This window comes from Kribbella sp. NPDC048837, assembly GCF_055586945.1.
The window spans coordinates 220490-242197 of the sequence record NZ_JBVJHF010000006.1 but is presented as its reverse complement, the minus strand read 5'-3'; the positions used below and the strand labels follow the sequence as shown (position 1 = coordinate 242197).

General features: G+C 69.5%; 21 protein-coding genes and 1 riboswitch. Of the genes, 13 read left to right on the top strand and 8 right to left on the bottom strand.

Annotated elements, in window-relative coordinates; translation table 11 throughout:
* Positions 1–39: 39 nt before the first annotated feature.
* Positions 40–459: a hypothetical protein gene (locus tag ACZ6O0_RS27750; RefSeq protein WP_465767913.1), complete on the bottom strand. Its 420-nt coding sequence runs from the start codon at positions 457–459 to the stop codon at positions 40–42.
* A gap of 87 nt (positions 460–546) precedes the next feature.
* Between ACZ6O0_RS27750 and ACZ6O0_RS27745 the strand changes: the two genes are divergently transcribed.
* Together ACZ6O0_RS27745 and ACZ6O0_RS27740 are read left to right on the top strand one after the other, a co-directional pair.
* Complete coding sequence (locus ACZ6O0_RS27745; RefSeq protein ID WP_465767912.1) at positions 547–1521, top strand: hypothetical protein; 975 nt, start codon at positions 547–549, stop codon at positions 1519–1521.
* 24 nt (positions 1522–1545) lie between these two features.
* A complete protein-coding gene (locus tag ACZ6O0_RS27740) occupies positions 1546–1770 on the top strand; it encodes a hypothetical protein (protein WP_465767911.1) in 225 nt (74 codons plus the stop codon).
* 60 nt (positions 1771–1830) lie between these two features.
* Here the strand turns inward: ACZ6O0_RS27740 and ACZ6O0_RS27735 are convergent, their stop codons facing one another.
* Positions 1831–2475, bottom strand: coding sequence for an ACT domain-containing protein (locus ACZ6O0_RS27735; RefSeq protein ID WP_465767910.1), 645 nt, complete (start codon positions 2473–2475; stop codon positions 1831–1833).
* 235 nt (positions 2476–2710) lie between these two features.
* Between ACZ6O0_RS27735 and gatC the strand changes: the two genes are divergently transcribed.
* The 3 genes from gatC to gatB are packed head-to-tail and all read left to right on the top strand — an operon-like array spanning position 2711 to position 6005.
* The gene (gatC, locus tag ACZ6O0_RS27730) at positions 2711–3007 is read left to right on the top strand and encodes an Asp-tRNA(Asn)/Glu-tRNA(Gln) amidotransferase subunit GatC (protein ID WP_131355449.1); all 297 of its coding nucleotides are present in this window, start codon (positions 2711–2713) and stop codon (positions 3005–3007) included.
* Positions 3007–4512 carry an Asp-tRNA(Asn)/Glu-tRNA(Gln) amidotransferase subunit GatA gene (gene gatA / locus ACZ6O0_RS27725; RefSeq protein ID WP_465767909.1) on the top strand — a complete coding sequence of 502 codons (1506 nt, stop codon included), beginning with the start codon at positions 3007–3009 and terminating at the stop codon, positions 4510–4512. The genes gatC and gatA overlap by 1 nt, the downstream gene beginning before the upstream one ends.
* Positions 4509–6005, top strand: coding sequence for an Asp-tRNA(Asn)/Glu-tRNA(Gln) amidotransferase subunit GatB (gatB, locus tag ACZ6O0_RS27720; RefSeq protein WP_465767908.1), 1497 nt, complete (start codon positions 4509–4511; stop codon positions 6003–6005). Before gatA ends, gatB begins: the two co-directional genes overlap by 4 nt.
* 55 nt (positions 6006–6060) lie before the next feature.
* On the opposite strand, the gene ACZ6O0_RS27715 is transcribed toward gatB, so the two are convergent.
* From ACZ6O0_RS27715 to ACZ6O0_RS27700, 4 genes are all read right to left on the bottom strand, one after another.
* Positions 6061–6576 (bottom strand): hypothetical protein, encoded by a 516-nt coding sequence (locus ACZ6O0_RS27715; protein ID WP_465767907.1) that lies wholly within the window; start codon positions 6574–6576, stop codon positions 6061–6063.
* Positions 6577–6701: 125 nt separating this feature from the next.
* Positions 6702–7655 (bottom strand): PQQ-dependent sugar dehydrogenase, encoded by a 954-nt coding sequence (locus tag ACZ6O0_RS27710; RefSeq protein WP_465767906.1) that lies wholly within the window; start codon positions 7653–7655, stop codon positions 6702–6704.
* Positions 7656–7861: 206 nt separating this feature from the next.
* Positions 7862–9148: a class I SAM-dependent methyltransferase gene (locus ACZ6O0_RS27705; RefSeq protein WP_465767905.1), complete on the bottom strand. Its 1287-nt coding sequence runs from the start codon at positions 9146–9148 to the stop codon at positions 7862–7864.
* A complete protein-coding gene (locus ACZ6O0_RS27700) occupies positions 9145–10524 on the bottom strand; it encodes an FAD-binding oxidoreductase (RefSeq protein WP_465767904.1) in 1380 nt (459 codons plus the stop codon). Before ACZ6O0_RS27700 ends, ACZ6O0_RS27705 begins: the two co-directional genes overlap by 4 nt.
* A 76-nt stretch (positions 10525–10600) precedes the next feature.
* Here ACZ6O0_RS27700 and ACZ6O0_RS27695 point away from each other — a divergent pair, with 76 nt between their 5' ends.
* The 5 genes from ACZ6O0_RS27695 (at position 10601) to ACZ6O0_RS27675 (ending at position 15933) form a co-directional block, all read left to right on the top strand.
* A complete protein-coding gene (locus ACZ6O0_RS27695; protein WP_465767903.1) occupies positions 10601–11533 on the top strand; it encodes a 2-hydroxyacid dehydrogenase in 933 nt (310 codons plus the stop codon).
* 13 nt (positions 11534–11546) lie between these two features.
* Positions 11547–12641 carry a WD40/YVTN/BNR-like repeat-containing protein gene (locus ACZ6O0_RS27690; protein WP_465767902.1) on the top strand — a complete coding sequence of 365 codons (1095 nt, stop codon included), beginning with the start codon at positions 11547–11549 and terminating at the stop codon, positions 12639–12641.
* Positions 12638–12901 carry a MoaD/ThiS family protein gene (locus ACZ6O0_RS27685; RefSeq protein ID WP_465767901.1) on the top strand — a complete coding sequence of 88 codons (264 nt, stop codon included), beginning with the start codon at positions 12638–12640 and terminating at the stop codon, positions 12899–12901. Before ACZ6O0_RS27690 ends, ACZ6O0_RS27685 begins: the two co-directional genes overlap by 4 nt.
* 58 nt (positions 12902–12959) lie before the next feature.
* The gene (locus ACZ6O0_RS27680; RefSeq protein WP_465767900.1) at positions 12960–13493 is read left to right on the top strand and encodes an AAA family ATPase; all 534 of its coding nucleotides are present in this window, start codon (positions 12960–12962) and stop codon (positions 13491–13493) included.
* Positions 13494–13671: 178 nt separating this feature from the next.
* A complete protein-coding gene (locus ACZ6O0_RS27675; protein ID WP_465767899.1) occupies positions 13672–15933 on the top strand; it encodes an MMPL family transporter in 2262 nt (753 codons plus the stop codon).
* Here the strand turns inward: ACZ6O0_RS27675 and ACZ6O0_RS27670 are convergent.
* Together ACZ6O0_RS27670 and ACZ6O0_RS27665 are read right to left on the bottom strand one after the other, a co-directional pair.
* A complete protein-coding gene (locus tag ACZ6O0_RS27670; protein ID WP_465767898.1) occupies positions 15930–16832 on the bottom strand; it encodes a 5-aminoimidazole-4-carboxamide ribonucleotide transformylase in 903 nt (300 codons plus the stop codon). The two genes, ACZ6O0_RS27675 and ACZ6O0_RS27670, sit on opposite strands and share 4 nt — an antisense overlap.
* A 16-nt stretch (positions 16833–16848) precedes the next feature.
* Positions 16849–16931: riboswitch (ZMP/ZTP riboswitch) on the bottom strand.
* 5 nt (positions 16932–16936) lie between these two features.
* Positions 16937–17308: a nuclear transport factor 2 family protein gene (locus ACZ6O0_RS27665; RefSeq protein ID WP_465767897.1), complete on the bottom strand. Its 372-nt coding sequence runs from the start codon at positions 17306–17308 to the stop codon at positions 16937–16939.
* A 36-nt stretch (positions 17309–17344) separates the two neighbouring features.
* Here ACZ6O0_RS27665 and ilvD point away from each other — a divergent pair, with 36 nt between their 5' ends.
* From ilvD to ilvN, 3 genes are all read left to right on the top strand, one after another.
* On the top strand, positions 17345–19012 hold the full coding sequence (ilvD, locus tag ACZ6O0_RS27660; RefSeq protein WP_465767896.1) for a dihydroxy-acid dehydratase: 1668 nt from the start codon (positions 17345–17347) through the stop codon (positions 19010–19012).
* Positions 19013–19292: 280 nt separating this feature from the next.
* Positions 19293–21041 (top strand): acetolactate synthase large subunit, encoded by a 1749-nt coding sequence (locus tag ACZ6O0_RS27655; RefSeq protein ID WP_465767895.1) that lies wholly within the window; start codon positions 19293–19295, stop codon positions 21039–21041.
* A complete protein-coding gene (gene ilvN, locus ACZ6O0_RS27650; protein WP_465767894.1) occupies positions 21041–21676 on the top strand; it encodes an acetolactate synthase small subunit in 636 nt (211 codons plus the stop codon). The genes ACZ6O0_RS27655 and ilvN overlap by 1 nt, the downstream gene beginning before the upstream one ends.
* The last annotated feature ends 32 nt before the right edge of the window (positions 21677–21708 follow it).

The window sequence follows — 21708 nt, the reverse complement described above, 5'->3', positions numbered from 1 at the left end:
GAGCCGTCGGACTGTTAACTTTGCACGTCCACACGTGGGTCAGAAGGAGCGCATATGACGACGCCGCCGCAGGGACCGTGGGGTCCTGGGCAGCCGGGGGGCCAGCCAGGCGGGCAGCAACAAGGGGGACAGGGAGGTCAGGGCGGCTGGGTCCAGCAGCCTCCTCCGGGCCACGGTGGTGGCGGTTGGGGGCAGCGCCCGCAGCAGCCGCCGCAGCAGGGCCAGCCCCCCTACCAGGGTCAGCCGCCGCAGCAGGGTGGTTGGGGACAGCAGCCGCCTCGCCCGCAGCAGGGACAGCCAGGCCCCGCGCAGCAGGGCCGGCCGGGGCAGCCTCAAGGGCAGCCGGGTCAAGGGCAGCCTGCGCAGGGTGGTTGGGGTCAGCGCTCCACGCAGCAGCAAGCCGGGCCGTACCAGCAGCAGTCCTGGGGTCAGCAGGGCCAGCAGCAAGGTGGCTGGCACCAGCAGCAGGGCGGTCAGCCTCAGTGGCAGCCGAGTGGACCCGGCGGCCCCCGAGGTCCCGGTGGCATCAAGGACAAGCTGCCGCTGGTGATCGGCGGCGGTGTCGTCGGCATCGTGCTGATCGGCCTGCTCGTGTTCCTCGGCATCCACGCGTTCGGCGGTGACGACGCGCCCGAGTCGGGGCCGACCACGTCGCAGCAGCCGACCGGCAACCCGAGCAACGGCGGGGACAACAACGGCGAGCTCGGCAACGCGACCGGCCAGGCGAAGACCGCGACCGAGAAGCTCCAGGGCATCGGGTACGGCTGCAGCGACCTGTTCAACACCGCGCAGGGCGCGCACCGCGGCTGCTTCAAGTACGAAGGCGCCACCGAGGCCGAGGCGGTCTTCCAGTTCCAGGCCGACGGCACGATCATCGGCGTCGAGCTGACCTCGCAGAACGAGGACAACGTCAACAACGCCAAGGTCACCTTCGACGCGGCGTTGCAGGCGCTCGGCAACGACACCTTCGGCGGTGACCAGGTCAAGAAGATCCAGGACGCGGTCGGCAACGGCCAGAAGTCGCAGAAGGTCGGCAGCAGCTGGGGCGAGTTCCAGCTGCGCAACGACGGCGACACGGTCGAACTGTCCGGCGGCAAGTCCGGCGAGGACTCGCTCGACCTGCCGAAGAAGACCTTCGACACGACCGAGCCGCAGATGGTCGCCGCGCTGAAGGCCAAGAGTTACGTCTGCACGAGCTCCTGCAGCAAGCAGGTCGGCAAGTTCGGCTCACAGCGGGTGTACTTCTACGCCAGCGAGGGCGAGGGCATCAAGCAGATCGAGATGAGCGCCTCGGGTGACCCGGGCGACGTGAAGAAGTCCCTGCCGGCCGCGGTGAACGACGCGTTCGGCGCCCTCAAGGGCGGGGATGTCGCGGCGCTGAAGTCGTACATCCAGGCGCACAGTGACGGGAAGTCGTACGCTTCCTATGTGGCCGGCTGGCGGGTCGAGATCACCGGCAACGCCACGGACGACTACGCCTCGCAGCGGATCAACATCTCGTACGAGACGTTCTTCGTCTGAGTCTCGTCGAGGTCAGGAGTCTGGATGAAGTTCCCCCGGGAGAAGCGCGAGTCGCGGACGGTGGTCACGCCACCGCCGGAGGCCGTCCAGCGTGTCGACGGCGGTGGGGCCTGGGGCCCCACCCAGTTCGACCTCCCGGACCGCAACGGCAGCAACAGCCAGGCGATCCTGATCGTGATCCTGGTCGGCGTCGTCGTCCTGCTGGTGATCGCCGGGCTGTGGGTGCTCGCCTACTTCCAGTTCACCTAGACACACACCAGAAAGCCCCGCTCGAGGAGCGGGGCTTTCTGCATGTCTGGAGGTGCTGGGTCAGGCGGTGGCGCGGATAGTGACGGCCAGGGAGGCGAGGTAGCTCAGGCGGGCGACCTCGGAGCCGAGGAACTCGGGACCGCCGCGGCGGCCGATGACCAGGATCCGGCGCTCGGACTCCAGCGGGGCGGCGACCAGCACGGACTCGGACAGGCCCTTGTGCTCGGGCGCGTCCAGCGTCGTCGCCTTGTGCATCGGCAGCCACCGGCCGGCCATCTCGCCGAACTCCGGGGTGGCGCTGGTCTCCAGCGCGACCTTGACCTCACCGCCGGTGCCGTCCAGCAACGCGGCCCAGTCGGCGTGCAGCACGGCCGGCGACTGCTCGACCAGGATGTCGATCGCGTCGGCCGGAGCCGACGTCATCTGCTCGACGGCTTCCAGATCCATGTGCAGTCCGCCGCCGGCGCCGTACCGCGAGAACCAGATCACTTCGACGTCCGGGACGCCGTTGCACGCCGAGACGAGGCGGTCGGGCAGGACGCCCTGCGGCAGGTCGACCACGATGTCGTCGACGGCGGTGCCGTTCTCACGACGGTGTTCGACGATCTCGATGGCGTGGATGTCGGCGTTCACCTCACCGAGCGCGGTCGCCACGGTGCCCAGCGAACCGGGCCGGTCCGGGATGATCAATCGCAGCAGGAACACCGAACGATCATCTCCCAGCCGATCACCATGCGTATAACACCCTGTCGCCGCCAATGTTACAGAGCGGAACGCGAAGACACGCCCGGCCCTCTCGGCAGTTGAGCACAGAGCGTTGTCCACAGGCAGGGGGACCGAGGAAACGCGAGCGTCACAGCCGCCCACTAGGATGGCTCGGGTCACGCAGAGAACCTCTCTGCCTGGCTCTCTCGGCAACTTGCAGACATTGGATCAGTTCATGCCATCGATTACCCGCGAAGAGGTCGCGCACCTGGCGCGACTGGCGCGGATCGAGCTCACCGACGACGAGCTCGACCACCTCGCGCCACAGCTCGACCAGATCATCACCCTGGTCGGGCAGGTCAGCCAGGTGGCCGCGGACGACATCCCGCCGACCTCGCACGCCCTGCCGCTGACCAACGTGATGCGCGCGGACGAGAACGTCCCGTGCCTCACGCCGGAGCAGGCGCTGTCCGGCGCGCCGGCCGCGGAGGAGCAGCGATTCCGGGTGCCGCGGATCCTGGAGGAAGACTGATGAGCGACCTGATCCGCAAGACCGCGGCCGAGCTCGCGGAGTTGATGACGTCCGGCCAGGCCAGCTCGGTGGAGATCACCCAGGCGCACCTGGACCGGATCGCGGCGGTCGACGGTGCCGTGCACGCGTTCCTGCACGTCGACACCGAGGGCGCGCTGGCGCAGGCCGCCGCCGTGGACGCCAAGCGTGCCGCGGGCGAGCAGCTCGGCCCGCTGGCCGGAGTCCCGCTGGCGCTGAAGGACGTGCTGACCCAGCAGGACGTGCCGACCACGGCCGGCTCGAAGATCCTCGAGGGCTGGAAGCCGCCGTACGACTCGACGGTCGTGAAGCGGCTCAAGGCGGCCGGCATCGTGATCCTCGGCAAGACCAACATGGACGAGTTCGCGATGGGCTCCTCCACGGAGAACTCGGCGTACGGCACCACCCACAACCCGTGGGACCTGGGCCGGATCCCCGGTGGTTCCGGCGGTGGGTCGTCGGCCGCGATCTCGGCGTACGAGGCGCCGCTCGCGATCGGCACCGACACCGGCGGCTCGATCCGGCAGCCCGGTGCGTTCACCGGCACGGTCGGCGTCAAGCCGACGTACGGCGGGACCTCGCGGTACGGCCTGATCGCGCTGGCGTCGTCGCTGGACACGCCCGGTCCGTGTGCGCGGACGACGCTGGACGCGGCGCTGCTGCACGAGGCGATCGCCGGGTACGACCCGATGGACTCCACCTCGATCAACCAGCCGGTCCCGGCCGTGGTCGAGGCGGCACGCAACGGTGACGTGGCGGGTCTGCGGATCGGCGTGGTCAAGGAGCTCGGCGGCGAGGGCTACCAGCCGGGCGTCGAGGCGCGCTTCCACGAGGCGGTCGAGCTGCTCACCAAGCTCGGTGCCGAGGTGGTCGAGGTCTCCTGCCCACACTTCGAGTACGCGCTGCCGGCGTACTACCTGATCCTGCCGAGCGAAGCGTCGTCCAACCTGGCCAAGTTCGACGCCATGCGGTACGGACTGCGCGTCGGCGACGACGGGACGAACAGCGCGGAGACGGTGATGAGCCTGACCCGCGAGGCCGGCTTCGGCGCCGAGGTGAAGCGCCGGATCATGCTCGGCACGCACGCGCTGTCGAGCGGGTACTACGACGCCTACTACGGGCAGGCGCAGAAGGTGCGGACGCTGATCGCCCGCGACTTCGCCAACGCCTACGAGCACGTCGACGTGCTGGTCTCGCCGGCCACGCCGACCACGGCGTTCGCGATCGGCGACCGGATCGACGACCCGATCGCCATGTACAAGAACGACCTCTGCACGATCCCGTCCAACCTGGCCGGCAACGCGGCCGGGTCGTTCCCGTGCGGCCTGGCCGACGAGGACGGCATGCCGGTCGGCTTCCACGTGATGGCGCCGGTGATGCGCGACGACCTGTGCTACACGGTCGGCGCCGCGCTGGAGTCCGCGCTGGCCGAGCAGTGGGGCGGCGTGCTGATGACCAAGGCTCCGGAGCTGGAGGTGACCCGATGACCGCAGACGTCCTCGAGATCGACGACGCCCTGACGCAGTACGACCCGGTGATGGGCCTCGAGGTCCACGTCGAGCTGAACACCAAGTCGAAGATGTTCTGCGGCTGTCCGACCGAGTTCGGCGCTCCGCCGAACACCCAGACCTGCCCGGTCTGCCTCGGTCTGCCCGGCGCGCTCCCGGTGATGAACCGGCGCGGCGTCGAGTCCGCGATCAAGATCGGCCTCGCGCTGAACTGCGAGATCGCCGAGTGGTGCCGGTTCGCCCGGAAGAACTACTTCTACCCGGACATGCCGAAGAACTTCCAGACCTCGCAGTACGACGAGCCGATCGCGTACAACGGCTGGACCGAGGTGGTCGTCGACGGCGAGACGTACCGGATCGAGATCGAGCGCGCCCACATGGAGGAGGACACCGGCAAGTCCACCCACGTCGGTGGCGCGACCGGCCGGATCCACGGTGCCTCGCACTCGCTGGTCGACTACAACCGGGCCGGTATCCCGCTGATCGAGATCGTCACCAAGACGATCGAGGTGCCGGGGGACAAGGCCGCCGCGGTGGCGCGGGCGTACGTGAGCATGCTGCGGGACCTGCTGCTCGCGCTCGGCGTCTCCGACGTCCGGATGGACCAGGGCTCGCTGCGCTGCGACGCCAACGTGTCGCTGAAGCCGCGAGGTTCGTCGACCCTCGGCACCCGGACCGAGACCAAGAACGTGAACTCGTTCCGCTCGGTCGAGCGCGCGGTGACCTACGAGATCACCCGGCAGGCGGCGGTGCTCGCCGCTGGTGGCAAGGTCGTGCAGGAGACCCGGCACTGGCACGAGGACACCGGTATCACCACCTCCGGCCGGGAGAAGTCCGACGCCGAGGACTACCGGTACTTCCCGGAGCCCGACCTGGTCCCGGTCGCCCCGTCCCGCGAGTGGGTCGAGGAGATCCGCTCTTCGTTGCCCGAGGCACCTTCTGTACGCCGGGTCCGCCTGCAGGAGGAGTGGGGTTTCACCGACCTGGAGATGCGCGACGTCGTCAACGGCAACGCGCTCGAGCCGATCGTGGCGACCGTCGAGCTCGGGATCACCCCGGCCGCGGCGAAGAAGTGGTGGCTGGGTGAGCTGGCCCGGGCCGCGAACGAGTCGGGCCAGGACCTCGACGCGCTGGGTGTCGGTCCGGCCGAGGTCGCCGAGGTGCAGAAGCTGGTCGACGAAGGTTCGCTGAACGACAAGCTCGCGCGCCAGGTGTTCGACGGGCTGATCAAGGGTGAGGGCACGCCGGCCGAGATCATCGAGAAGCGCGGTCTGGCGCTCGTCTCGGACGACTCGGCCCTGATCGAGGCGATCGAGCGGGCGATCGCGGCCAACCCGGACGTGGTCGAGAAGGTCAACTCCGGGAAGCCGGCCGCCGCCGGTGCGCTGATCGGCGCGGTGATGAAGGACATGCGCGGTCAGGCCGACGCGGCTAAGGTCCGCGAGCTCCTGAACGCGAAGCTGGGTATCTGACGGCTGCTGAGGTTGATGCCGGGCCCGGGTGCTGTCACCCGGGCCCGGCCCGGTTTCAGGCGGCGTCCTTCTGGGGCGCGTCCTGCTGAGACGCGTCCTGCTGAGGCTGTTCCTGCTTGGGTGCGTCCGCGATGACCTCGCGCTCGACGCGACCGTCGTCGATGTCCGTGGCATCCGCGAGCAGGGTCTGGGCGACCGACAGCTCCTCGGGTGGGCAGCGGACCTCGAAGCGGGTCGGCACGACCTCGGTCGTGACCGCCTCGGGCCGGTTGCGGACGAGTCCCCGGAACAAACCCCACAGCGCTCCGAGCAGTACGCCGTACACGAAACCCCAGACGACGACGGCCAGCCCGTTCAGGGTGGTCTCGGCGACGAGCGTGACGAAGATCGCCGCGAGGACTCCGAGCAGCGCGCCCTGTAGCGCGCCGACGCCGGTGAGCCGCGCGACCGGGATGACCCGGTGTCTGTCCGCCTGCCGGAGCTCGGCACCGACCACCTCCAGGCTCGCCGCGTCCATCCCGTAACTTCGCAGGTACCCGACCGTCCGCTGAGCATTCTCGAAGCTGCTCACCGAAGCGATCACACTGCTGGGAACTACGGACGGCTGGCCGGTCGGCATGCCGATCTCCTCCTCTGGTGGTTGCGGGGTTCTCCCCACAAGTACCAGACGGCCGAAGCTTCTAAACGGTTGGCAGGTCAGCGGCTGATCGTCACCCGGAGGATCCGGTCGTCGCCGTCCCGCGTGTCGCCGCGGCCGTCGGTGTTCGACGTGGTCAGCCACAGCGAGCCGTCCGGCGCCACCTCGACCGTGCGCAGACGCCCGTACCGATTGGTGAAGAACGCCTGCGGCTCGCCGACTCGCTTGCCATTGGCAACGGGTATCGCCCAGAGCCGCTGACCCCGCAGCGACGCCATGAAGACATGCCCCTGGGCGAACGCGATCCCGGACGGCGAGGCGTCGGAGGTGTGCCACTGGGCGATCGGGTCGGTCATCCCGTCCAGGTTGCTGATCCCCTCGGCGGCCGGCCAGCCGTAGTCCGCGCCGGGGGTGATCGCGTTCAGCTCGTCCCACGTGTTCTGGCCGAACTCCGCGGAGTACAACTGGTTGCCGTCGAAGGCGAGACCCTGCACGTTCCGGTGGCCCTTGGTGACCCAGACCCGCCCGTCCGGGTTGCCCGGCGCGGCCTTCCCGTCGGTGGTGATGCGCAGGATCTTCCCGCCCAGCGACCCGTCGTCCTGCGAGTTCGGCCGATCGGCTCCGTCGCCGGTCCCGGCGTACAGGAAGCCGTCAGGGCCGAACCGCAGCCGCCCACCGTTGTGGATCGCGGCCGACGGGATCCCCTCGAGGATCACCTGCTGGTCGGACAGCTTGTTGTCCTGGTAGGTGATCCGCGCGATCCGGTTGTCGTCCCCGCCGGAGTAGTACGCGTAGATGTAGGGCCGGCCCGGATACCCGGGATCGACGGCCAGCCCCAGCAGCCCGCCCTCGGCGGACGCATTCACGTCATCCACCTCGCCGACGTCACTCACCTGCCCGTCGGCGACCCGCTTCACCTTCCCCGAGTCCCGCTCCGCCACCAACGCACTCTTGTCCGGCAGAAACGCCAACCCCCACGGCACCTCGATCCCGGTCGCCACCGTCGAAGCCACCGCCAACCGCACAGTCCCCACCGACTCCGAGCCGATCGGCGCGGACGCACTCCCACTACTGCTCGGCGTGTCCTCAGAACACCCCGCGACCAACGCCACCGCGGCCAGAACCGCCGCCCCGCGCCCCCGTCGCCTGACCGCCGTACCGCGCACACCGTCTCCTCAGTTAGTCCTGTCCAGTACTACACCGCAGGTCCCGCAGAGGTTCAGCTGCCCCAGGTGGGTCTCAACGGGAAGTGGGCGTCGGCGTTCTCGTCCAGCTTTACGGCGAGGAACTGGTGGAGTTGGGTGTTGTTGCGTTCGAAGCCGACGCGGCAGGCGGCCAGGTAGAGGCCCCAGATCTTGGCGGTGGGGTGGCCTACTTCGGCGACGGCCTCGTCCCAGTGGGCGACGAGGTTGTCGGACCAGGCGGCCAGCGTGAGGGCGTAGTGCTCGCGGAGGTTCTCCTCGTGGCGGACCTCGAAGCCGGCGTCCTGGGCCTCGGCGATGATGCGGCCGGAGCCGATCAGCTCGCCGTCGGGGAAGATGTAGCGGTCGATGAACGCGCCGGTCGAGCGGAAGCGGTTGTCCGGCCGGGTGATGCTGTGGTTCAGCAGCCGGCCACCGGGCTTCAGCCGGTCGAGCAGGAAACCGAAGTACGACGGGTAGTTGCGGACGCCGATGTGTTCGGTCAGCCCGATCGAGCTGATCGCGTCGAAGTCCCGCTCGGACACGTCGCGGTAGTCCAGGAACCGTACCTCGGCCCGGTCCTCCAGTCCCTCACGCTTGATCGCCTCGGCCGCCCACTCGGCCTGCGCCGACGACAACGTGACGCCCAGCGCGGTCACGCCGTATTCGCGGGCCGCGTGCCGGACCATGCCGCCCCAGCCGCAGCCGACGTCGAGCAGCCGCATCCCCGGCTTGAGGTCCAGCTTCCGCGCGACCAGGTCGTACTTCTCGTACTGCGCCTGCTCCAGCGAAGCGTCCGCCGTCGGGTAGACGGCACAGGTGTAGGTCATCGACGGCCCGAGGATCCACTCGTAGAACGCGTTGGACACGTCGTAGTGGTGGTGGATCGCGGCCCGGTCCCGGGCCTTCGAGTGCCGGAGCCCTTCGAACGTACGGCGCCACTTCGGCAGGTGCTCCTGCGGCGGTGGAGGCGGCGGCTTCAGGTGACTCCACCCGAGCCCGCGGACGATCCGCAGTGCCTCGGCCGTCGTCGGCCGCTCGAAGTGCAACTGGTTGAGCATCATCCGCATCAGTTCGTACGGGTTGCCCGGGTGGGCGCCGGTGATCTCCAGGTCGCCCATCACGTACGCGCGGACGAGCCCGAGGTCACCAGGGGCCGTGAGGACGTACGACAGGCCGCGCTCGGAGGCCAGGTGCATGTGGATCGGCGAGTCCTCCGGGCCGGTCGCACTACCGTCGTACGCCGTGAACCGGAACGGCAGGCCGTCCGGAGTCACCGTGGTCAGTGCGTCAGCGATCGATACCCGGGTCGCGAGCGTCGTCATCGGCGCGTCACCGCCTTCTCGTAGAGCCCGGTCAGCCGGGCGTTCGGGTCGTAGCGTTTCTTCACCTCGGTCAGGGCCGGGACGTTGTAGAGCCGGTCGAACGTGTCTCGGTCGTAGTAAGCGTCGGAGTACAGCGACTTGTGCCCGCCGAAATCGGTCACCGCCGTCTCGATGTGCCGGTTCACATCACCGTCCACAGCGCCGGGAGCGATCGGCACAGTGCCCCAGAAGCCCACATTCACGTAGGTCTGGCCGGGTTGGAGCGGGTAGAGCGGCCAGGCCGCCGAGCCGCGCAGCCGCAGGGGACACAGCCACACCGGCCGCATGCCCACGTGGGCGTCGAACCAGCGCAGGAAGCCGGCCAGCTTGCCGACCGGGATCTCCACATCCTGGACAACGCGTTCGCGATCCGGCTGGCCGCGGCGCCGGCTGATCCGCGCCGCGACGTGATGGCGGTTCTCGAAACCCACGATCTTGTGGAACACGTCGCTGCGCCGCCAGCGTTTGGGCCACAGCCGGCGTACCAGCGGCTTCTGGGCGCCGAACGCGGCCGAGCACCAGAACCAGTCGGTGTCCCAGCGCCACAGGTAGTCGTGCGCGGTGAGGAAGTCCGTCTGCCGGTGCTGGATCGAGCGGTAGTAGATCTGCTGCCCGGTGTAGTCGCTGGTCCGGACGGCCGCGTCGCTGTTGCGGCCGAGGGTCAGGTAGGCCTCGGCCGGGCTGAACGCGACCCCGTCGACGAAGTGCACCGGCTCCCCGTCGTACGTGCCGGAGGCAACGATCTCGTCGATCGCCGGGCCCAGCTCGTCCAGGCCCAGGCGGACGTGCCGGAGGGCGACGTATGGCGAGATCCGGTCGAGCTCGATCTTCAGCCGGGTCGCGTAGCCGAGGGTGCCGTAGGAGTTCGGGAACATCCGGAACAGGTCCGCGTGCTCACCGGAAGGCCGCGCGGTGACGAGGTCTCCGGCGCCGGTGAGGATGTCGAGCTCGAGCACGGACTCGTGCGGCAGGCCGGCCCGGAACGACGACGACTCGATGCCGAGCCCGGTCACCGCGCCGCCGAGGGTGATCGTCTTCAGTTGCGGCACGACCATCGGGGTCAGCCCGTGCGGGAGAGTCGCCGCGACCAGGTCCTCGTACGTGCACATGCCCTGGACGTCGGCGGTCCGCGCGGCCGGATCGACGCTGATCACCCCGGTCAGCTTCGACACGTCCAGCCCCGGGCGCTCGACCTCCGTTCGCGGCCGGAACAGATTCGAGCTGCGCTTCGCCAGCCGAACGGGCTCGCCTGCGGGGATGCGCTGGTACGACTCCCGCAACCGCCCTACGGCTTGATCATGCTCGAGTGTCGCCGCCAGATCCGATGTCGAAGGCACCGATCCAGAGTACGACGACGCCCAGCCTGTGGCACGGGAGTTCAAAACTGTCCTGGGAGCCGAGTAGGTTCGGGGCATGGCTGATGTGGTGAAGGCATGGCTGCCCTGGGAGGACCCCGGGACCTTCCTGGGCGGGTTGCCCGCGGGCTTCGACGTCGACTGCTTCGACGGTGGCGAGCTGCCGGCGTCGATCGGTGAGGTGGAGTTCTACGTGCCCGGCTACATGGGCGGCCCGAAGGTCGCCGAGGTGGTCCGGGACATGCCCGCGCTGAAGGTGGTGCAGCTCCAGACCGCCGGCTTCGAGAACGTGCTGCCATACCTGGCCGAGGGCGTCACCTTGTGCAACGCGCGCGGGGTCCACGACGCCTCCACCGCCGAGCTCGCCGTCGGCCTGATCCTGGCGTCGTACCGGCGCCTGCCGCGGGCCGTTCGCAACCAGGAGCGCCAGATCTGGCCCTCGTCGTACGACGAGGTCGACGACTCGCTCGCGGATCGGACCGTGCTGATCCTCGGGTACGGGTCGATCGGGGAGGCGCTGGAGCGGCGGCTGAGCGGGTTCGAGTGTGACGTGATCCGGGTCGCTAGGCGGGCGCGGGACGGCGTCCACCCGATCGCCGAGCTGCCGGAGCTGCTGCCGCGGGCGGACGTCGTCGTACTGCTGACGCCGGCGACGCCGGAGACCACCGGGATGGTCGACGCGAAGTTCCTGGCCCGGCTGAAGGACGGAGCCCTGCTGGTGAACGTCGCGCGCGGTGTCGTGGTGGACACCGAGGCGCTGCTGGCCGAGCTCGGCACGCGCCGGATCAGTGCCGCGCTGGACGTGACCGATCCCGAGCCGTTGCCCGCCGGACATCCGCTGTGGTCTGCTCCGAACGTGCTGATCAACCCGCACCGGGGCGGTGCCTCGACGGCGTTCCCGCCGCGGGTGGCCCGGCTGGTTCGTGCGCAACTGGAGCGCTACGCGGCGGGAGAACCGTTGATCAATGTGGTGGCGGGGCCGCCACGCTAAGAGGAGGACGACGATGTCCGAGGCCGTACTGCTGATCGGAACCAAGAAGGGGCTCTGGATCGGCCGGAGCGATGCCGCCCGGCAGCGCTGGACGCTGGACAGTCCGGTGCCGGAGTTCGAGATGCAGGGGGTGTACGCCGTCGGGATCGACACCCGGGGCGAGCGGCCGCGGGTGTTCGCCGGCGGGACCAGTGAGCACTGGGGTCCGGCGGTCTTCCACTCCGACGACCTCGGCGCGACCTGGGCGGAGCCGCCGGAGGGATCGATCGGGTTCCCGGCCGACGCCGAGGCCTCGCTCGAGCGCGTCTGGCAGATCCAGCCCGGTCCGGCCGGGCAGCCGGGCGTCGTGTACGCCGGGACCGAGCCGTCGGCGCTGTGGAAGTCGACCGACGGGGGTGTGACGTTCGAGCTGGTCCGTGGGCTGTGGGACCACCCGCACCGCAAGGAGTGGGGCGCAGGGTTCGGCGGGCAGGCGATCCACACCGTGCTGCCGCACCCGACCGACCCCGATCGGGTCAATGTCGCGATGTCGACCGGCGGGGTCTACCGGACCGCCGACGGTGGTGCGTCGTGGGAGCCGGCGAACCAGGGGATCCAGGCGAAGTTCTTCCCGGACCCGTATCCGGAGTTCGGCCAGTGTGTCCACAAGCTGGCCGCGCATCCCGACGTGCCCGAGCGGATGTTCGCGCAGAACCATCACGGCGTCTACCGCTCCGACGACGGCGGGGCGATCTGGAAGTCGATCGCGGACGGGTTGCCGTCGGACTTCGGGTTCCCGATCGCGGTGCATCCGCACGAGCCCGACACCGTGTACGTCTTCCCGCTGGTCGCGGACGCGAACCGGATCCCGACCGAGGGCAAGTGCCGGGTCTACCGCTCGCGGGACGCGGGCGCGACCTGGGAGCCGCTGACCACGGGCCTGCCCGACGTGTCGTACGTTCCGGTCCTGCGCGACGCGCTCAGCACCGACACGGCCGGCTCGGCTGGTGTGTACGTCGGCACTCGGGACGGCTGCGTCTACGCCAGCGCCGACGCGGGCGACACGTGGGTCGAGGTCGCGCGCCACCTGCCCGACGTACTCACGGTCCGCGCCGCGGTGGTCGGATGATCGCGGTCCGTCTGCCGACCGTGCTCCAGCCGTTCGCGTCCGGAGCCGACCGGGTGGAGGTCGACGGCGGCACGGTCGGCGAGGTCTTCGCTGCCCTCGACCCGGTGCTGCGCCGCCGCTTGACCGACGAGCAGGGCGCCCTCCGGCGCCACGTCAACATCTACCTCGGCAACGACAACATCCGCGACCTGGACGGCCTGCACACCAAGGTCTCCGACGGCGACGAACTCCTCGTCCTCCCCAGCGTCGCCGGCGGCTGACGCTCGCCGGAAAGAAAAGACTGCAGTTTGCCGCTGCGCTTGGTTAGCGTTCCGCGGCATGAGCGAAGTACTTCTCCTGACCGGTTCGCCCGGCGCGGGCAAGACGACCGTGGCCGCTCTCCTCGCCGGTGACGCGGCTCGCCCGACCGTGCACCTGACGACCGACGAGTTCTTCCGGGCGATCCGGACCGGCTTCGTGCCGCCGTACCTGCCGGGGGCTCAGCGGCAGAACGAGGTGGTTGTCGACGCGGTGGTGGCGGCGGTCGCGGTGTACGCGCGGGGTGGGTACGACGTGGTCGTCGACGGGATCATCGGGCCGTGGTTCCTCCCGCCGTACCGCGCGGCCGCCGCGGCGGGGGAGTGGACGATGTCGTACGTCGTACTCCGCCCGGATCTGGACACCACGCTGGATCGGGCCCGGCAGCGCGCCGACACCGAGTTGAAGGATGTCGACGCGATCACCGGACTGCACGGGGCCTTCGCGGACCTCGGGGAGCTGGAACCGCACGCGCTCGACACGAGCCGGTTGGACGCCGCCGGTACGGCGGAGGTCGTCCGGGAGGTGGTGCGCTCCGGGCGGGTTCGCCTGTGAGGACAGGCGGTTGGGCAAACGTTTGAGGGCCGTTGGCAACTGAGTGCGATGGGCCGGTGGCGGAGGGCGTGCACCGGGATCGAAGGGTTGTGACGGGGCAGGCCCGGCTTTACTGTCGGGCGGAGGGGCCGACGGCTCGGCCGTCGCCTGGGGGGCGCCTGGGGGAGGGGGCGCCTACATGCATGCGTTTCTCGATCGGCTCGGACGGGGGGCCGCTCGCCATCACTGGTTCGTGATCGCGGGCTGGGTGGTGCTGGTCGTCGGACTGTTCGTGCTCCGGTCGGCTTTCGGCGGCACGTACGTCAACAACTACACCGTGCCGGGCAGTGAGTCTTCGGCCGGTCTGAATCTGCTGAACAAGGACTTCGCCAAGGCCGGCGGCTACTCCGGCTCGATCGTGTTCCACTCGACGTCCGGAACGGTCTCCGCACAGGCCGACGCGGTCAAGACCACGATGGCCGACGTCGGCAAACTGCCCGACGTCGTCTCGGCCTCCGACCCGCTCGCGACCAACCAGACGGCCTATATCTCCAAGGACGGAACGGTCGTCAACGCACCGGTCTCGTTCTCCGTGGTGCCGGCCTCGCTCGACAAGAGCTACCTCGACTCGCTGAACGCCGCGGTCGAGCCGGCGCGGTCCGCCGGCCTCCAGGTTGAATTCGGTGGCGGCGCGGGCCAGATCGGCAAACAGGCCGACGACGCCGTCTCGGAGGCGATCGGTCTCGCGCTCGCTTTGCTGTTGCTGTTCTTGATGTTCCGCTCGATCGTGGCCTCCGGACTGCCGCTGGTCGCGGCGGTCTTCAGCGTGGGCGGCGGGTTGGCCGTTCTCGGCCTGCTCGCGGCCGTGAAGGACTTCCCGGTCTCGGCGCCGACCGTCGCGACCCTGCTCGGCCTCGGCGTCGCGATCGACTACGGGTTGTTCCTGGTCTCGCGGCACCGAGAACAACTGGACGACGGGATGGGTGTCGAGGAGTCCGTCGGCCGCGCGGAATCGACGTCCGGTGCTGCGATCCTGGTCGCCGGCGGGACAGTCGTGATCGCGATCCTCGGCCTCTACGTCTCCGGCGTACCGTTCGTCGGTGCTCTCGGCCTGTCCTCGGCGATCGTCGTCGCGGTCACCGTCCTCGCGGCCCTCACGCTGATCCCGGCCCTGCTCGGCCTGGCGAAGCTCCTCGTCCTCAACCGCAAGGACCGGCACCATCTGGCCGAGGAGCGCGAGCTCGAGGCCGGACTCCCGGACGAGCAGGCCATCGCGCAGCACCGCGCGGAGGAGCGCGAGCAGCGCGATCTCAAGCACGAGCAGAGCGCCTTCGCCCGGTGGGGCCGCAGGGTCAGCGACCGGCCGTGGCCGTACGGCATCGTCGCCACGCTGGTGCTGCTCGTCCTCGCCATCCCGCTGTTCTCGATGAATCTGGGCCAGCTCGACGCGGGCACCGATCCCGCCGCGGATTCGAGCCGGAAGGCGTACGACCTCGTCGCGCAAGGGTTCGGCCCGGGGGCCAACGGTCCGCTGACTGTCGTCGTACAACTCCCGTCCGGGAAGAGCGCGGCCGACAACCAGAACCTGCTGACCGGGCTGGCCTCGACGCTGCAGAAGACCGAGGGCGTGGCCGCCGTCCAACCACCGAGCACGAACGGGGCCGGTACGACGGCGATCATCAACGTCATCCCGACCACCTCGCCGTCGGCGGCGGAGACCGAGGACCTGGTCAACCGGATCCGCGACGACGTCCTCGCGGGGCAGCAGGAACCGACGTACGTCGTCGGGACGACGGCCGGGTACGTCGACTTCACCGAGAAGGTCGCCGGCCGGATGCTGTGGCTGATCGGCGCGGTCGTGCTGCTGGCGTTCCTGCTGCTCACGGTCGCGTTCCGTTCGCTGCTGATCGGGGTGAAGGCCGCGATCCTCAACCTGCTATCGGTCGGGGCCGCGTACGGCGTCATCGTCGCGGTTTTCCAGTGGGGCTGGGGATCCTCCCTGGTCGGGATCGACGAGAAGGTGCCGATCCCGTCGTTCGTGCCGATGCTGATGTTCGCGATCGTGTTCGGGTTGTCGATGGACTACGAGGTCTTCCTGCTGTCCCGCGTCCACGAGGCCTGGCTGGCGACGAACGACAGCCATCGCGCCGTGGCCATCGGGATCGGCGCGACCGCCCGGGTGATCACGACCGCGGCGGCGATCATGATCGTGGTCTTCCTGAGCTTCGTCCTGGACGACGATCCGACGGTGAAGATGCTCGCGGTCGGCATGGCCGTCGCGGTCCTGATCGACGCGAGTATCGTCCGGATGATCCTCGTCCCGGCGGTGATGACGCTGCTCGGCGACCGCGCCTGGTGGCTGCCGAAGTGGCTCGACCGCATCATCCCCGACATCCAGCTGGAAGGCGGCGAGCCGCCACCGGCCCCCGAACCCAAACCACGCGAGACGTCCCCCGTCTAGTGCCGGAACAGGCGTACGCCGGTCTGCGACAAGCTGATGCCGCGCTCGGCGCACGCCGCCATGACCTCGTCCGAGCGGATCGACCCACCCGGCTCGGCGATGTGGGTGACGCCGTACCGGTGCGCTTCCTCGATGTTGTCGACGAAGGGGAGCGCACCGTCGGACACCATCGACACACCCGTGAGTGGTTCGGCTGATCGGCGCGCCCACCACGCGGCGGCCTTCTCACCGGCCAGCCGCGTGCAGTCCACCCGCGACTGCTGCCCAGCGCCCACGCCGATCGTCATGCCGTCCTTGACCATCACCACAGTGTTCGACTGGGCGTAGCGAGCAACGATCAACCCCAGCACCAGGTCCCGGGCGGCCGCATCCGGCACCGCGGGATCCAGCAGCTCACGCGTCAGCGGTACGTCGTCCCGCCGCTGCGTCAGCCGCAGTCCGTAGAACTCGCGCACCTCCTCCACGGGTGGCTCGAACGCCGGGTCGGCCTCGAGCACCAGGTACCGCCCACCCTTCTTCGCAGCCAACGTGTCGACCACGCCCTCGTCGTACCCGGGCGCGATGATCCCGTCCGACACGACCCGCTTGAGCACCCCCGCGAGCTCCGCGTCGACCGGGTGCGAGACGGCAACGAAGTCGCCGTACGACGACTTCGGATCGGCATCGCGAGCCCGCACATAAGCGGTCTCACCCAACGCCACCCCGGCCGGCGACACATGCTTGTACGACGCGGCCGCCGGCACACCGAACGCCTGCGAAGCCTCCCGCACGAGCTGCCACCCGGTGAGCGCGTCCAGCACGTTGATGTACGACGGCGCCCCCGCAACAACGGTGAACGGAGCGCGCGACCCGATCACCGCCAGGCCCGCGGTCTGATGGGGATTCATGCCATAACGCATCAAGCACCTCCGAGATCGGAGGCGCCCAGGCGGACGACGCCTTACTGGTTGATTCCGCTCCCCGGTGGTACTCCACCCTCGCCAGTCGCGGTCTGCGCCACAGCTTAGTCCCGCCAGGTGCCGGTCCAGTCGTACAGCGGTGCGGTGGTCGCGTACTCGCGGAGATAGCCGATGCGCCCGTCATCGATCCGAGCGACGGTCGAGCCGTCGAACGCACCCGGCGAGCCCTTCCACGTGCACTCGAAATGCCACTCGGCCACCAATACCTCAGCCGCGGTCGCCGACGACGTGATCTCCCAGCCGTCCACAGTCCCACCGGCCCCGAACCACGCGTTCATCCACTCCTCGACCCGTGCCCGGCCGCGATAGACCGGCCCGTAGCACTCGATCACCACGCAGTCGTCGGTCAACGTCTCCAGGACGGCCGGGATGTCGTGCCGCCGCCACCCGTCGATGTACGCCTCGAGCTGGTTCACCTGGCACAGCGTAGGCCGGGGAATAGAGTGAGCGGCATGGTCGACGTGAAGCCTCGTAGCCGGACAGTGACCGATGGGCTGGAAGCCACCGCCAGCCGGGGGATGCTCCGGGCGGTCGGGATGGGGGACGACGACTGGGCCAAGCCGCAGGTCGGGGTCGCCTCGAGCTGGAACGAGATCACCCCGTGCAACCTGTCCCTCGACCGGCTCGCGAAGGCGGTCAAGGAAGGTGTGCACGCGGCCGGCGGCTACCCGCTCGAGTTCGGCACGATCAGCGTGTCCGACGGCATCTCGATGGGCCACGTCGGCATGCACTACTCGCTCGTCAGCCGCGAGATCATCGCCGACTCGGTCGAGACGGTGATGGAGGCCGAGCGCCTCGACGGCTCGGTCCTGCTGGCCGGCTGCGACAAGTCGCTGCCCGGCATGCTGATGGCCGCGGCCAGGCTCGATCTGGCGTCGGTGTTCCTGTACGCCGGCTCGATCATGCCGGGCCGCCTCGGCGACAAGGACGTCACGATCATCGACGCGTTCGAGGCGGTCGGCGCGTGTGTTCGCGGCCTGATCACCCGGGACGAGGTCGACGCGGTCGAGCGGGCGATCTGCCCCGGTGAGGGCGCCTGCGGCGGGATGTACACCGCCAACACGATGGCCGCGTCCGCCGAAGCACTCGGTATGTCGCTCCCCGGCTCGGCCGCTCCGCCGGCGGTCGACCGGCGCCGCGACGGCTACGCCCGCAAGTCCGGCGAGGCCGCGGTCGGCCTGCTGCAGAAGGGAATCACGGCCCGCCAGATCCTCACCAAGGAGGCGTTCGAGAACGCGATCGCCGTGGTGATGGCGCTCGGCGGCTCGACGAACGCCGTCCTCCATCTGCTCGCGATCGCCCGCGAGGCCGCGGTCGATCTCACCCTGGCCGACTTCAACCGGATCGGCGACCGGGTGCCGCATCTCGGCGACCTGAAGCCGTTCGGCCGCTACGTGATGACCGACGTCGACCGCGTCGGCGGCATCCCGGTGGTCATGCGGGCCCTGCTCGACGCCGGCCTGCTGCACGGCGACTGCCTGACCGTCACCGGGAAGACGATGGCCGAGAACCTCGCCGACATCGCGCCGCCCGATGTCGACGGCACGATCATCCGTGCGCTCGACAAGCCGATCCACGGCACCGGCGGCATCACGATCCTGCACGGCTCGCTCGCGCCGGAAGGTGCGGTGGTGAAGAGCGCCGGCTTCGACTCGGACGTCTTCGAGGGGACCGCGCGGGTCTTCGACGGCGAACGCGGTGCGATGGACGCGGTCGGCTCGCTGAATCCCGGCGACGTCGTCGTGATCCGGTACGAAGGCCCCAAGGGCGGTCCCGGTATGCGCGAGATGCTCGCCGTCACCGGCGCGATCAAGGGCGCCGGCCTCGGCAAGGACGTCCTGCTGCTCACCGACGGCCGCTTCTCCGGCGGTACGACGGGACTCTGCGTGGGACACGTCGCACCCGAGGCGGTCGACGGCGGCCCGATCGCGTTCGTCCGCGACGGCGACCGGATCACCCTCGACGTGAAGAACCGCACGCTCGACCTGCACATCACCGCCGCGGAACTCGAACGCCGCAAGCAGGGCTGGACCCCGAAGACCCCGGCGATCACCAAGGGCGTGCTCGGCAAGTACACCCGGCTGGTCCGTTCGGCGTCCGAGGGGGCGGTCTGTATCTAAAGACGGCCATCTCACAAAATGAGACAGCGTGGAGCTGAACTTGACCCGATCGCGGTCCCGAGGCGAATAATGCCTACATGCGATCGATTCTCCTCGTACTTGTGCGGCGCGCCGACTGACGCGACCACCGAGTCGAGCGCGCCCCTTCAGCCAACCCGGCGGAAGGGGTTTTTTGTTGCCAGGGCGACTACCTGAGACCCAGAGACGACCTGGAGACAACCACAAGCGAGGATGGATCGGTCGCCACAAGCCATCACGTGACAGGACAAGGAAGGCACTCATGAGTGAGCAGCTGACCGGGGCACAGGCTCTGATCCGCGCACTGGAACATGCCGGGGTGGACACCGTCTTCGGCATCCCGGGCGGCGCGATCCTCCCGGCGTACGACCCGATGCTCGACTCGACCCAGATCCGCCACATCCTGGTACGTCACGAGCAGGGCGCCGGCCACGCCGCCCAGGGGTACGCCGCCGCGTCCGGCAAGACCGGGGTGTGCATGGCGACCTCCGGCCCCGGCGCCACCAACCTGGTCACGCCGATCGCCGACGCCTACATGGACTCGGTCCCGCTGGTCGCGATCACCGGCCAGGTCGCGAGCGCCGCGATCGGTACGGACGCCTTCCAGGAGGCCGACATCCGCGGCATCACGATGCCGATCACCAAGCACAACTTCCTGGTCAACGACCCGAATGACATCGCCACCACGGTCGCCGAGGCGTTCCACATCGCCTCCACCGGCCGGCCCGGCCCGGTGCTGGTCGACGTGACCAAGGACGCGATGCAGGCCAAGGTCGACTTCCAGTGGCCGACCGAGCTCTCGCTGCCCGGCTACCGGCCGGTGACCCGCCCGCACCCCAAGCAGGTGCGTGAGGCGGCCCGCCTGATCGCCGTGGCCGAGAAGCCGGTCCTGTACGTCGGCGGCGGCGTGATCCGGGCCCAGGCCCACGCCGAGCTGAAGGAGCTCGCGGAGCTCCTCGGCATCCCGGTGGTCACCACGCTGATGGCCCGTGGCGCGCTGCCCGACACCCACGAGCTGCACTTCGGCATGCCGGGGATGCACGGCTCGGTGTCCGCGGTCGGCGCCCTGCAACGGTCCGATCTGCTGATCTGCCTCGGCGCGCGCTTCGACGACCGGGTGACCGGCAAGCTCGACTCGTTCGCCCCGGAGGCGAAGGTCATCCACGCGGACATCGACCCGGCCGAGATCGGCAAGAACCGGGCCGCCGACGTGCCGATCGTGGGTGACTGCAAGGAGGTCATCACCGACCTGATCGCGGCGCTCCGCACCGAGATCGCGAGCGCCGGCCGGACCCCGTCGTACGACAGCTGGCGCCACCAGCTCGAGGCGGTCCGGGCCAAGTACCCGGTCGCGTACGACGAACCCGAGGACGGCACGCTGTCCCCGCAGTACGTGATCGAGCGGATCGGCCGGATCGCCGGCCCGGACGCGATCTACACCGCGGGCGTCGGCCAGCACCAGATGTGGGCCGCGCACTACCTCCCGTTCGAGAAGCCCCGCCACTGGCTGAACTCCGGCGGCCTCGGCACCATGGGGTACGCCGTTCCGGCCGCGATGGGAGCCAAGGTCGCCCGGCCGGACAAGACCGTGTGGGCGATCGACGGCGACGGCTGCTTCCAGATGACCAACCAGGAGCTCGTCACCTGCGCGCTGGAGGGCATCCCGATCAAGGTCGCCGTGATCAACAACCAGTCGCTGGGCATGGTCCGGCAGTGGCAGACGCTGTTCTACGACAAGCGGTACTCCAACACCGACCTGCACTCGGCCCGGATCCCGGACTTCGCCAAGCTGGCCGAGGCGATGGGCGGCGTCGGCCTGCGCTGCTCCGACAAGGACTCGGTCGACGCCACCATCGACAAGGCGATGTCGGTCACGGACCAGCCGGTCGTGGTCGACTTCGTCGTACACCGCGACGCGATGGTCTGGCCGATGGTCGCGGCCGGCACCAGCAACGACGACATCCAGATCGCCCGCGACATGGCGCCCAAGTGGGACACCGAGGAACTCTGATGAGCAAGCACACATTGTCGATCCTGGTCGAGAACAAGCACGGTGTGCTGGCCCGGGTCGCGGCGCTGATCTCGCGCCGGGGGTTCAACATCGACTCCCTCGCGGTCGGCCCGACCGAGCACCCCGAGGTGTCCCGGATGACCATCGCGGTCAGCGTGGACGAGCAGCCTCTGGAGCAGATCACCAAGCAGCTGAACAAGCTGGTGAACGTGATCAAGATCGTCGAGCTCGAGCCCAGCCAGACGGTTCAGCGTGAACTGCTGCTGGTGAAGGTCAAGGCCGACACCCTGACCAGGGGACAGGTGCTGGAGACCGTCCAGCTGTTCCGTGCGAAGGTGGTGGACGTGGCTCCGGACGCGATCACGATCGAGGCGACCGGCAATCCCGAGAAACTCGAGGCCATGCTCCGGGTGCTGGAACCCTTCGGCGTCCGCGAGCTGGTGCAGTCCGGCATGGTGGCGATCGGCCGGGGCAGTCGCTCCATCTCCGACCGCACCCTGCGGCCGGTCCCGGTGCCACCGCCGCACGTCGCGCCGGGCACCCCGACCGTGCAGGCGCAGCCCGTCGACCGGGCCCACCACCCGGTCCCGGCGCCGCCGCCGGGCCGACCCGTGGCCCCGGCCCGCCAGGCCTGAACGCCGTACCCGAATCACTACAGAGGAGAAGA

What these genes read in the sequence shown, in the direction of transcription:
- ACZ6O0_RS27740 (WP_465767911.1), top strand. Translation starts at nt 1,546, where the DNA reads ATGAAGTTCCCCCGGGAGAAGCGCGAGTCGCGGACGGTGGTCACGCCA.
- gatC (WP_131355449.1), top strand. Translation starts at nt 2,711, where the DNA reads ATGCCATCGATTACCCGCGAAGAGGTCGCGCACCTGGCGCGACTGGCG.
- gatA (WP_465767909.1), top strand. Translation starts at nt 3,007, where the DNA reads ATGAGCGACCTGATCCGCAAGACCGCGGCCGAGCTCGCGGAGTTGATG.
- gatB (WP_465767908.1), top strand. Translation starts at nt 4,509, where the DNA reads ATGACCGCAGACGTCCTCGAGATCGACGACGCCCTGACGCAGTACGAC.
- ACZ6O0_RS27705 (WP_465767905.1), bottom strand. Translation starts at nt 9,148, where the DNA reads ATGACGACGCTCGCGACCCGGGTATCGATCGCTGACGCACTGACCACG.
- ACZ6O0_RS27695 (WP_465767903.1), top strand. Translation starts at nt 10,601, where the DNA reads ATGGCTGATGTGGTGAAGGCATGGCTGCCCTGGGAGGACCCCGGGACC.
- ACZ6O0_RS27690 (WP_465767902.1), top strand. Translation starts at nt 11,547, where the DNA reads ATGTCCGAGGCCGTACTGCTGATCGGAACCAAGAAGGGGCTCTGGATC.
- ACZ6O0_RS27685 (WP_465767901.1), top strand. Translation starts at nt 12,638, where the DNA reads ATGATCGCGGTCCGTCTGCCGACCGTGCTCCAGCCGTTCGCGTCCGGA.
- ACZ6O0_RS27680 (WP_465767900.1), top strand. Translation starts at nt 12,960, where the DNA reads ATGAGCGAAGTACTTCTCCTGACCGGTTCGCCCGGCGCGGGCAAGACG.
- ACZ6O0_RS27675 (WP_465767899.1), top strand. Translation starts at nt 13,672, where the DNA reads ATGCATGCGTTTCTCGATCGGCTCGGACGGGGGGCCGCTCGCCATCAC.
- ACZ6O0_RS27670 (WP_465767898.1), bottom strand. Translation starts at nt 16,832, where the DNA reads ATGCGTTATGGCATGAATCCCCATCAGACCGCGGGCCTGGCGGTGATC.
- ilvD (WP_465767896.1), top strand. Translation starts at nt 17,345, where the DNA reads ATGGTCGACGTGAAGCCTCGTAGCCGGACAGTGACCGATGGGCTGGAA.
- ACZ6O0_RS27655 (WP_465767895.1), top strand. Translation starts at nt 19,293, where the DNA reads ATGAGTGAGCAGCTGACCGGGGCACAGGCTCTGATCCGCGCACTGGAA.
- ilvN (WP_465767894.1), top strand. Translation starts at nt 21,041, where the DNA reads ATGAGCAAGCACACATTGTCGATCCTGGTCGAGAACAAGCACGGTGTG.